This is a genomic window from Bartonella sp. B10834G3 (genome assembly GCF_016102505.1).
GTDB classification, from domain to species: domain Bacteria; phylum Pseudomonadota; class Alphaproteobacteria; order Rhizobiales; family Rhizobiaceae; genus Bartonella; species Bartonella choladocola.
Genome location: NZ_JACFOM010000002.1, coordinates 244240 through 256234, shown reverse-complemented (window position 1 = coordinate 256234; position 11995 = coordinate 244240). Strand labels below are relative to the sequence as shown.

Annotated in this window: 9 protein-coding genes and 1 tRNA gene; 3 read left to right on the top strand and 7 right to left on the bottom strand. The window is 46.3% G+C overall.

All coding sequences use genetic code 11. The features are described from left to right. Positions 1–277: 277 nt before the first annotated feature. On the bottom strand, positions 278–487 hold the full coding sequence (locus H3S94_RS06575; protein WP_198231035.1) for a molybdopterin-binding protein: 210 nt from the start codon (positions 485–487) through the stop codon (positions 278–280). Between the two features lie 23 nt (positions 488–510). Then, positions 511–1518: a UDP-glucose 4-epimerase GalE gene (galE, locus tag H3S94_RS06570; RefSeq protein WP_198240603.1), complete on the bottom strand. Its 1008-nt coding sequence runs from the start codon at positions 1516–1518 to the stop codon at positions 511–513. A 115-nt stretch (positions 1519–1633) separates the two neighbouring features. On the opposite strand from galE, the gene mazG reads away from it, so the two are divergent. Next, entirely contained in the window at positions 1634–2458 is an 825-nt protein-coding gene (gene mazG, locus H3S94_RS06565; protein ID WP_198240602.1) for a nucleoside triphosphate pyrophosphohydrolase, read from the top strand. A gap of 155 nt (positions 2459–2613) precedes the next feature. Here the strand turns inward: mazG and H3S94_RS06560 are convergent, their stop codons facing one another. Continuing rightward, positions 2614–2985, bottom strand: coding sequence for an iron-sulfur cluster assembly accessory protein (locus H3S94_RS06560; protein ID WP_077991986.1), 372 nt, complete (start codon positions 2983–2985; stop codon positions 2614–2616). 175 nt (positions 2986–3160) lie between these two features. Here H3S94_RS06560 and H3S94_RS06555 point away from each other — a divergent pair, with 175 nt between their 5' ends. Then, positions 3161–3559, top strand: coding sequence for a cytochrome c family protein (locus H3S94_RS06555; protein ID WP_246786437.1), 399 nt, complete (start codon positions 3161–3163; stop codon positions 3557–3559). A gap of 658 nt (positions 3560–4217) precedes the next feature. Further along, positions 4218–4294, top strand: a tRNA-Pro gene (locus H3S94_RS06550). 310 nt (positions 4295–4604) lie between these two features. Here H3S94_RS06550 and H3S94_RS06545 read toward each other — a convergent pair. The 4 genes from H3S94_RS06545 to H3S94_RS06530 form a co-directional block, all read right to left on the bottom strand. Then, positions 4605–6059, bottom strand: coding sequence for a glutamate synthase subunit beta (locus H3S94_RS06545; protein WP_198231032.1), 1455 nt, complete (start codon positions 6057–6059; stop codon positions 4605–4607). A gap of 46 nt (positions 6060–6105) precedes the next feature. Next, positions 6106–10803: a glutamate synthase large subunit gene (gltB, locus tag H3S94_RS06540; protein WP_369805738.1), complete on the bottom strand. Its 4698-nt coding sequence runs from the start codon at positions 10801–10803 to the stop codon at positions 6106–6108. 519 nt (positions 10804–11322) lie between these two features. After that, entirely contained in the window at positions 11323–11811 is a 489-nt protein-coding gene (locus H3S94_RS06535; protein WP_077991977.1) for an Hsp20 family protein, read from the bottom strand. Further along, positions 11799–11948 carry a hypothetical protein gene (locus H3S94_RS06530; protein WP_188318087.1) on the bottom strand — a complete coding sequence of 50 codons (150 nt, stop codon included), beginning with the start codon at positions 11946–11948 and terminating at the stop codon, positions 11799–11801. The genes H3S94_RS06535 and H3S94_RS06530 overlap by 13 nt, the downstream gene beginning before the upstream one ends. Between the last annotated feature and the right edge of the window lie 47 nt (positions 11949–11995).

Below are 11995 nucleotides of genomic sequence, written 5' to 3'. Positions count from 1 at the left end.
CTCCGGCAAGAAAGCTTGATCTTTTGTCTGGTTACAAAACCCCTTATCCGGAAACAAAACCGGTTGTCGTGAGACAAAACCGCTTGTCAGAAGACAAAACCGTTTGTCAGAAGACAAGGCCGATGACAGCTTCATTGCGGGCAAACACAGCCATTTGCCCGCTATGAAACCCGCCCGATTTTCCGGATGAAAGCTGATAACCGGAAACTTTTTTAAAGTAAAACGGGCGAGCCGGGAGCGTTACATGTGACGGGCTGACGAGTGAAAATAAACCGGCTCAGTCAGCAACAGCGACCATGACATCGGAAGATTTTATAACAGCAGCGGCTTGTTCACCTTCCTTCAACTGTAGATCATCAACCGCTTCGTTGGTGATGGAGGCTGTTACAATTGCGCCACCAATATCAATCTGGACATGGGCGGTTGTAGCACCCTTTTTGATGGCTACAATCTTACCCTTCAATATATTACGTGCACTAATTTTCATGATATTTCCTTCTTAATGAAACCCTATTTATAACCATCTGGGTTCTTGACCTGAAAATTCCACATATCGGTGCACATTTTTTCCAAATCTTTTTCGGCACGCCAATGAAGCTTTTCAAATGCGGTTGATGGATTGGCAAAAAATTCCCCAATATCACCGGGGCGTCTTGGCCCGACTTCATATTTTATTTTCCTGTTGGATATATGTTCAAATGCCTTGATAACATCCATCACGCTATAGCCGCGCCCACGCCCAAGGTTGATGACATCGCAACCGGGATGTTCCAAGGTTTTCAAGGCTCGTAAATGCCCCTCTGCCAAGTCACTCACATGAATATAATCACGCACTCCGGTTCCATCTTCGGTATCATAATCATTCCCCCAGATCATCACTTTATCGCGTCTTCCGGATGCAGCCTGAGCAATAATCGGCATAAGATTATTGGGTGTTCCTTTAGGATCTTCACCAATCAATCCGCTCTCGTCCGCACCGACGGGATTAAAATAACGCAGAATCGAAAATGCCCATGTCGGATCGCTCGCGTAAAAGTCACGCAACATATTCTCGACTGTCAGTTTCGTGCGACCATAAACGCTTACTGGATTGAGGGGATGTTTTTCATCGTAAGGGAGATATTTCGGAACACCATAAACAGTAGCAGTCGAAGAAAAAACCAATTTCTTGACGCCGGTTGATTTCATGGCTTGTAATAGCCTTAAACTGCCAACAACATTGCAATCGTAATAGAGGTCAGGTTTTTTTTCCGATTCGGCAACTGATTTTAGCCCCGCGAAATGCATAACAGCGTCACACTTATGATGCTCCAAAACATATTCAACAAAGCTTCGATCCCTTATATCGCCAGACTCATTGATCGGAGCACGTCCGGTAATTTTTTCTATCCTGCGCAATACTTCAGGATGACTGTTGCCAAAATTATCCAGAATCACGACGCGATAGCCTGCTTTCATCAGTGCGACAGAACAATGCGACCCAATGTAACCCGCGCCACCAGTTACCAAAATATTCATAATAAAACCCGTAAAACACAACAGATGTGACTTTTATGAAAGAATTCTCTATTACTGACAAGCCGTAACAAGGAATATTTTAGAACGCTTTTTAACTTCCGAAAGATTAACAAAAATGGAACCTTCCAAAAATATAAACCGGCTCATTGAAATCATGAAGTCTTTACGTGATCCGGAAACCGGTTGTCCTTGGGATAAAGAACAGAACTTGAAAACTATAGTTCCTTACACGGTTGAAGAGGTTTACGAGGTCGCCGACGCTATTGACCGCGACGATAAATATGATCTTTGCGAGGAATTGGGCGATCTGCTTTTGCAGGTCGTTTATTATGCCCGAATAGCGGAAGAAGAAGGAAGTTTCGACTTTGGTGATGTCGTTTACGCAATCACAAAAAAGATGATACGCCGTCACCCGCACGTTTTCGGAACAGCCGAACAAAAAGAGCGCGGACTTATCAAAGGGGAATGGGAACGTATAAAAAAAGAAGAAAAAGCCGAAAGACTGGAGAAGCGCAACAAGGCAGGTCTTCCCGATGACACTAAAAAAGGCTACCTCGCAACCGTAAAAACAGCTCAACCGCCGGAAAAGGAAGCCATTGCTTTACAAGAAAGAGCAGCACAAACCGGATTTGACTGGGTAAGACCGGAGCCTGTTTTTGAAAAAATTGACGAGGAATTATCAGAACTCGAAGAAGCGCTGCAAACGGGCGAGAAAAAAAATATCGAAGACGAATTTGGTGATGTCTATTTCACCGTTCTCAATCTGGCACGAACGCTCGACATTTCACCGGAAAATGCTTTGAAAAAAGCCAACAAAAAATTCCGTTATCGTTTCAATTTTATTGAAAACGCATTGGCAAAACAAAATAAAACCTTGTCAGACGCGAACCTCGAAGAGATGGAGAAATTTTGGAACGAAGCCAAACTTGTAAAGCGGTAAACGCCTGATTGTGTGATCGGGAAAAAGAACACCTTTCGTGTGAAACTGAAGGAATTAGAACCATCAACCGGCAATCGACAAGCTTGAACAGCGAAACCACTTGGCGACGGTGATAACCGAATAACACCTGATAATTCAGGTTGTTATTATTCGGGTTATTTCTGCGCCATCTCCAGATCGGCTTGGGCGACAGGCCGAATTTCCACTGATAGCCCGCAACCGCAAGCAGATGTCTGATTGGGGTTATTGAAAACAAAACCCGTGTGCAAAGTCGTTTTCTCGAAATCTATCTGTGTTCCAAGAAGAAACAGCGTCGCTTCGCGGGATACAAAAACACGAGCACCATCATCCTCGGCGAGATCGGCATTTTCAACAGCCGATTCGGCAAGATCAACGGTGTATTCCATGCCCGCACAACCACCTTTTTTTACACCGACGACAATTCCATATGCATTATTGTCATGCATAATATCTTTGATGCGCTCCTTGGCAGCATCAGTCATGGTGATTACTGAAAATCCGGCCATAGAATGGATAACTCCTTTAAAATCCTTGCTGCTAATCTGGTGTCTTAAACGTTTTCCGTCAAGGTATAGTTCTACTTTGATGCGAAACCGAGCGAATGTTAGAATACCAAAAAACCGAAATTGGTGCTAATCACTAATGGGTTCAAATTGCTTCAGCTGAAATCTGATTGTTCCGATGCATCATTTTACTATTTTCTGTTTCACAATTATGGCTTTTGCCAACATCATTACGGGAACACATGCTGCCGACATAGAAAACGGCAAAATTGTTTTTAAACGATGTGCCGCCTGTCATAATGCCGACAAACCCGATAATCGTATTGGTCCGACGCTGCAAGGAATCATAGGCCGCAAAGCGGGATCGCTGGAAGGTTACCGTTATTCTCCCGCAATGATAAATGCCGGCCAGAATGGTCTCGTCTGGAATAGAGAAACACTCATAACCTATCTTCATAATCCGCAAGGAATGGTAAAGGGAACCCGCATGGCGTCAATCCGCCTCAATGATGATTCGGATATTGATGACCTTATCGCATATCTCGAATCTGTTTTGCCGCGTCAAAATGAAAAATAAAAAACGTGACGAAAATCCGGTATAATAGGTTAGCTGTTCAGTAGGTTACGGAAAGTCGCTTACGAAAAATCGGTCAACCGTCAGTTACAGCTGAAGAAGCATTCAACCAGCGAAAACAAAGTAGCCGAACTGACTTTCCCTCAGAAAATACCCTGTTTATCAAAATTTTATACGGTTTCCGGCCAACAAACCGGAACTGGAATTATAGGGATTAGACTTTTTGAAGTGCCAATTCAAAATTTTGAAAGTTTCCCTTTACTGAAACTCCCTTTTGCCCCCCCTTTTTTTAGCAGCGCCCCATTTTGCCAGAACTCCCAGTTGCAAGAAATCTGTTTGGCGTCCCCATTTTGTCAGAACTCCCCGTTGTCGGCAACACGTCTGGCAGCCTCGCTTGCCGCCCCCCCGTTGCCAAAAACATTCTATCACCCGACATAACTCCAATAATGCGATCAACGAAGTTAACGGCAAGCGCGCGTTCGCAAGCCGAGAGCTTTCAATCATAAAATTCCACAGGCTGGGTAGCTCGTGTTCTGGCCAGTTTTGCGGCCAATTTAACCCTCAATAATGAATTGGGATCGTGTTTTTCCCGATTTTGATATTTTTTAAGAATTTTTCACTTGCCTTTGTAACGCTAGTATTTTAGGCCATCTTCACGGCTCGGAGCGTAGCGCAGTCCGGTAGCGCACTTGACTGGGGGTCAAGGGGTCGTGGGTTCGAATCCCGCCGCTCCGACCATTCTTTTTCCAAGATATTGGTCGTTGTTCTGACAGATAGAATCGTTTTCGATTACCAGCGGTAAAACGGTGCTGCAGACGCAAAATTCATTATTCTTTCTTTATTTCAGTCAGTTTCTGATATGCTCATGAAACAATTGTAGAACCCGCGTGGCCGACCACATATAACTGCGGTCAGGTCAATCCCGTGGCTCCGGCGTAGTCAAGTAAACAAAAACTTCCATTGAAATTTTCAATATAAAAAGGCTCCGGAAATTCCGGAGCCTCGAAGCACTTCATATATCGCGGCTAGCTCGCTCTTTGTCGTCGATTTAACGAGGCAGCAATGTCTCGCCCATCAGGAATTCATCAATGGCACGGGCGGCCTGACGCCCTTCCCTGATCGCCCAGACAACAAGTGACTGGCCACGTCTGACATCGCCGGCAGCAAAAAATTTATCGATACTGGTTTTATAATTATTCGTATCAGCCAGAACCGAGTGCGCACCCCGACGGTCGACTTTCAACTTCAACCGGTCTCCCAATTCACTGCAGACGCCTGCTTCAAACGGTCCGGCAAAACCGATAGCAATAAACGCAAGATCGGCACGAATAAAAAATTCGGTACCGGCTATCGGCTTGCGGTGCTCGTCGACATGACAGCATTTTACATGGGTCAACTCGCCGTTTTCGGCAATAAATTCAAGCGTAGCAATCTGAAACTCGCGCTCGGCACCTTCTGCCTGACTTGTCGATGTACGCATTTTTGTTGCCCAATAAGGCCAAACACTCAGCTTGTCTTCTTTTTCCGGAGGTTGCGGGCGAATATCGAGCTGGGTTACTTTAACCGCCCCCTGACGGAAGGCCGTTCCCACACAATCGGATGCCGTGTCACCACCGCCAACAACAACGACATGCTTTCCGTCGGCGGTAATAGACGGTGAAGGCCAACCGACCGATTCAATATTTTCACGACCGACCCGTTTATTTTGCTGCACAAGATAGCACATAGCATCATGTACACCATGAAAATGAACGCCGGGTATGTCAATTTTGCGCGGAGTCTCGGAACCCCCGCAATAAAGCACCGCATCATATTCGTTCAACAGATCGTCGACAGCCTTATCCACGCCAATATTGACGCCGCAGTAAAAAGTGACACCCTCACCTTCCAATTGCTCGACACGGCGGTCGATGTGATGTTTTTCCAACTTGAAATCGGGAATACCGTAACGCAACAGCCCACCGGGACGGCTTTCCCTTTCGTAAACGTCGACCATATGGCCGGCACGGGCAAGTTGTTGTGCAGCAGCCAAACCTGATGGTCCCGATCCGATAATCGCAACCCTCTTTCCCGTTTTTGATTCATTGGGGCGCGGCGCAAAAAAACCGAGTGCAAAAGCTTTGTCAGCCAGTGTTTGCTCGATTGTTTTGATGGTGACCGGCATATCCTCAAGGTTGAGCGTGCATGCTTCCTCACAAGGTGCCGGACAAACGCGACCTGTAAATTCAGGAAAATTGTTGGTGGACAAAAGATTGCTGATCGCTTCTTTCCAATTCCCCTTATAAACGAGGTCGTTCCAATCAGGTATCTGGTTATTGACCGGACACCCTGTCGAACCGTGGCAATAAGGAATTCCGCAATCCATACAACGTGCAGCCTGTTTTTGCACCTCTGCCTCGGACATCGGAATTGTAAATTCACGAAAATGGCGGATGCGATCAGAAGCTGGTTGATACTTCTGCGATTGGCGATCTATTTCAAGAAAACCGGTTACTTTACCCATTTGTTGTTTCCGTATCTGACTTTTGAACGATGTATCTGGCTGCCGATTATTCGGCAGCCGTTTCCATACGCATCTGTTCCATTTCTTCCAAAGCGCGGCGATATTCGACCGGCATGATTTTGACGAATTTCGGGCGATATTGATCCCAATTATCAAGGATCTCTTTTGCCCTTTCAGAGCCTGTATAGTGAAGATGATTGGCAATCATCTGCGCCAGCCGCTCTTCATCGTGGTGGGTCATATTGGCCGATACGTCGACACGGCCTTTATGCATAAGGTCGCCACCATGATGGTGAAGTTTTTCAAGCATATCGTCTTCTTCGGGAACCGGCTCGAGTTCGACCATAGCCATATTGCATCTTTGTGCAAAATCGCCTGCCTCATCGAGAACATAGGCAACACCGCCCGACATACCTGCTGCAAAGTTGCGTCCGGTTTTGCCGATCACCACAACAATGCCACCGGTCATATATTCACAACCGTGGTCGCCGACACCTTCAACAACCGCAGCCACACCGGAATTGCGTACAGCAAAACGCTCTCCCGCAACGCCACGGAAATAGCATTCACCTTCAATGCCGCCATAAAGCACAGTGTTACCAACGATGATCGAATCTTCGGCGACAACATTGCTATCTTCCGGAGGACGAACAATTATCCTGCCGCCAGAAAGACCCTTGCCGACATAATCGTTACCGTCACCAATGAGATCGAAGGTTATCCCCTTGGCAAGAAACGCGCCGAAAGATTGGCCGGCTGTGCCTTTGAAGTGGATGTTGATTGTATTATCGGGCAAACCTTTATGGCGGAAATGCCGCACAACTTCTCCCGACAACATGGCACCAACCGATCTGTCAACATTGCGTACCAATGTCTCGAATTCGACAGGCTTTTTATCGTTCAACGCAGCCTGTGATTTTTCGATAAGCTTGCGATCGAGAATATCCTCAATCGGATGATGTTGACGTTCGGTGTGCCTTATCTGCTTCTTCTCGGCATCCGGTTTATAGAATATCCGGCTGAAATCGAGTCCCTTTGCCTTCCAATGATCGATTGCCGGCTGTTTATCCAACAAATCCGACTGACCGATAATATCATCAAGCTTTTTGAAGCCCATATGTGCCAGAATAGCGCGCACTTCCTCAGCAAGATAGAAGAAGAAGTTGATAACGTGTTCAGGCGTTCCTTTGAAACGCTTGCGCAATACAGGATCCTGCGTCGCAACGCCGGTCGGGCATGTGTTAAGATGGCATTTCCGCATCATGACACAGCCTGCCGCAATCAGCGGAGCTGTTGCAAAGCCGAATTCATCTGCCCCAAGAAGTGCGCCTACAATAACGTCACGACCAGTGCGCAAACCGCCATCGACCTGCAATGCCACACGCGAACGCAAACCGTTAAGTACCAGGGTTTGCTGGGTTTCGGCGAGCCCCATTTCCCAAGAAGAACCGGCATTTCTGACCGATGTCAAAGGAGCTGCCCCTGTACCGCCATCATAACCCGATATGGTGATATGATCCGCACGTGCTTTTGCAACGCCTGCTGCGACTGTTCCAACACCAACCTCGGAGACGAGTTTGACAGAAATGTCAGCGTATTCATTAACATTTTTCAAATCGAAAATCAGTTGTGCCAGATCTTCAATCGAGTAAATGTCATGGTGAGGGGGCGGTGAAATCAGGCCGACACCTTGCGTCGAGTGACGGGTCTTGGCAATTGTTGCATCAACTTTATGTCCCGGCAATTGTCCGCCTTCTCCGGGCTTTGCTCCCTGAGCCACTTTAATCTGGATGACATCTGCATTCACCAGATATTCGGCAGTAACACCGAAACGCCCCGACGCTACCTGTTTGATAGACGAACGCTCGGGATTTTGTGTACCATCAGGCAAGGGATAGAGGCGATCAGGTTCCTCTCCACCTTCACCGGTATTGGATTTTCCGCCAATTTTATTCATGGCGCGAGCCAATGTGGTATGAGCTTCACGAGAGATGGAGCCAAAAGACATAGCGCCCGTTGAAAAACGCTTTACAATTTCGGATGCCGGTTCGACATCCTCGATAGCAACCGGTTTAGCACCACGTTCCTCGGCACTTTTGATCTTGAAGAGACCACGTATCGTCTTGGCGCGCGCTGTTTCACCATTGATACGTTGTGAATAAGCCGTAAACAGCGCCGGATTGGATGTGCGAACAGAATGCTGTAAGCTTGCAACCGCATCCGGTGTCCAGATATGTGTTTCACCGCGAATACGATAGGCATATTCACCACCGACATCCAGAGAGTTGAGAAGAACAGGATCATTGCTGAACGCCGACGTATGCCGTCTTACCGTTTCGGTTGCAATCTGATCGAGATCAACCCCTTCAATTGTTGTAGCTGTTCCCGTAAAGAAACGGTCTACAAAAGACTGCTTCAGACCGACCGCATCGAAAATTTGCGCTCCACAATAGGACTGATAAGTCGAAATGCCCATTTTGGACATAACCTTGAGCATGCCTTTACCGATCGACTTGATGTAACGATAAATAACTTCGTGCTCTTCGACTTCCTTCGGAAACTCGCCGCGCTCGAACATATCAATCAAAGTATCAAATGCGAGATAGGGGTTGATTGCTTCCGCGCCATAACCGGCAAGACAACAAAAATGGTGGATTTCACGCGGTTCACCGGTTTCGACAACCAAGCCGACGGAAGTGCGCAACCCTTTTCTAATCAAGTGATGGTGCACGGCAGCCGTTGCAAGCAATGCCGGTATCGGTATGCGATCCGGTCCAATCTGGCGATCGGAGAGGATGATAATATTGTAACCGCCGTGAACTGCAGCCTCTGCGCGCTCGCAAAGCCGCTCGACCGCACCTTCAAGACCGGCTGCGCCTTCCTGTACAGAATAGGTAATATCGATTGTCTTGGTATCAAAATGATCTTCCGTCTGGCCAATCGCTCTGATTTTCTCAAGATCACCATTGGTCAAAATCGGTTGGCGAACTTCCAGTCTCTTCCTACGGGATGTTCCGATCAAATCGAATATATTCGGCCGCGGACCGATAAATGAAACCAGACTCATCACCAGTTCTTCACGTATCGGGTCAATCGGGGGGTTCGTTACCTGCGCAAAATTCTGCTTGAAATAGGTATAAAGCAATTTCGACTTGTCGGACATTGCCGAAATCGGCGTATCAACGCCCATCGAACCAACCGGCTCCTGTCCGGTTGTTGCCATGGGAGAAAGCAGAAATTTCTTGTCTTCCTGCGTATAACCGAATGCCTGCTGACGGTCGAGGAGCGAAACATCCTTGCGCAGTGATCTAGGTTCGACCGGAGCCAGATCTTCCAGAATAAGTTGGGTATTATCAAGCCATTTACGATAAGGATGTTTGGAAGCAATTTCCGACTTTATTTCTTCATCAGAAACAATGCGCCCTTCTTCGAGGTTGATAAGCAGCATTTTCCCCGGCTGCAAACGCCATTTGCGAACAATGTGCTTTTCCTCAACCGGAATAACACCGGCTTCGGAAGCCATAATGACATAATCATCATCTGTGACAATATAACGTGCAGGACGCAAACCATTACGGTCAAGGGTAGCACCAATCTGGCGACCATCTGTGAATGCTATTGCGGCAGGTCCATCCCATGGTTCCATCAGCGCTGCATGATATTCGTAAAACGAGCGTCTTTCGACACTCATCAGACTATTGCCCGCCCATGCTTCCGGAATAAGCATCATCATCGCATGTGGAAGCGAATATCCACCTTGACAGAGAAATTCCAAAGCATTGTCGAAACACGCAGTATCCGACTGGCCTTCATAAGAGATAGGCCAGAGCTTGGAAATATCGTTACCGAAAAGTTCCGAGTCGACGGAAGCCTGACGGGCAGCCATCCAGTTCACATTTCCCCTCAACGTATTGATTTCACCGTTATGGGCAATCATACGGTAAGGGTGGGCAAGCTTCCATGATGGAAACGTGTTGGTTGAAAAGCGTTGGTGAACAAGCGCCAAAGCACTTTCAAAACGCTCGTCCTGCAAGTCTTTATAATAAGCACCGACCTGAAAAGCCAGAAACATGCCTTTATAGATAACCGTACGCGATGACAAACAAACAACATAAAAGCCGTTATCCCTGCCGCCGGTTTCATGGAAAATACGGTTCGATATGACTTTACGTAATACAAAAAGACGACGTTCAAAATCATCATCCGACTTGATCGACGGATCACGAGCAATAAAAACCTGCCGGTGAACAGGTTCGGTTGCAACAATAGCCGGAGCCTTGGAAAGCGAAGAATTATCAACCGGCACATCGCGAAACGCTATAAAATGCTGCCCTTCGGAAGCAATCACTTCCTTGACGATCTGTTCGATATGGGCGCGCATAGCTTCGTCACGCGGCATAAAAATATGTCCGACAGCATATTGGCCGGCCTTCGGTAATTCTACACCCTGTTCAGCCATAACTTCGCGAAAAAAACGATCCGGTATCTGTACCAATATACCGGCACCATCGCCGACCAGCGGATCAGCCCCGACAGCGCCGCGATGGGTCAGATTTTCGAGCATGAAAAGCCCGTCTTCGATGATTTTATGCGACTTTACGTTTTTTAACTGGGCAATAAATCCAACGCCACAGGCATCATGCTCATTGCGGGAATTATACAACCCCTGCGCAGCAGGAAGTCCATAAGCGGCCGTAGCACCCCCACTCGATAATGATGACGTTATCGACCCCTTTTGAGTAATATTATTACCTGAAGTAACGCTATCCGACATTTAGAAAGCCCTTTTTACGAAAACCGATCCAGAAATTATGACAGAAAATTGCTGATCCATTCTGCAAAAACTGTGAATGGCACTGCATAATCTCTCTTTTTTAAAGCTATGTCAGAAAGGTTCTAAGTTTTCAACTGGCAAATGTTAAAATTGAAATTTTATTTCAATAATTTTAATTATTTTTTATTTTTATTGTTTTAAAATTGATTTTTAATTCATATTATTTTTTTAAGCGTTTTTTTAGACGGTGATAATAACAAATTTCCGGAAGTTCGCCCCAGTTTTATCCGGACTCCTTCTCTTCCGGTATGGTGCTGCAACGGGCCGATACATGAAGAAACACTATACACATCCTAATACCCGATAAATCTGTATCGGAGATTGTTCGGGACATTTTCTAACTGTCCTCTCAGAATGGCAGAAATAAAAAAGGCGTGCCCCATGTTAAACACATGGGACACGCCCTTAACGAACAAAGTTCAAGAATAATTATTCAGCAGCTTCAACTTGAATATCGTGTTTTTGTGCACGTTTATTGCTATTGGAAGCTTTCGGCGTTTCAACCGTAATTTTACGTGGCTTCATCTCTTCGGGAATTTCCCGTTTCAATTCGATATGAAGCAAACCGTTTTGAAGTTGCGCACCAACCACTTCAACATGATCGGCCAATTGGAAACGCCGTTCAAAGGACCGCGATGCTATTCCGCGATAGAGGAAATCGCCTTCGTCATTTTCTTCCTCATGCGATTTCTCGCCCTTGACAGTGAGTTGATGACTTTGTGCTTCAATATCAATTTCATCTTCGGAGAAACCGGCAACAGCCATAGAAATCCGATAAGAATTCTCGCTCAACCGTTCAATATTATAAGGCGGATAAGTCTGAACGCTTTCCGGCTGGGTCATTGTATCAAACATATTGAATAAACGATCAAAACCGACAGTTGAACGATATAATGGTGAAAAGTCTACTTGACGCATAATAATTGCCCTCCTTCAGAGCGACGATTTGTTTGGTTATCACGATCTCCAAAAAGGCAGATCAATATAACCAGCGACCCCGTATCGGCGATCGCATTAATGATGTGGTTATCCGTTAGCCGACTTTCAAGTGCCATTATTTGTCCTGTTAATTTTTTTCAGAGAAAATGTTGAAAAAATCTCG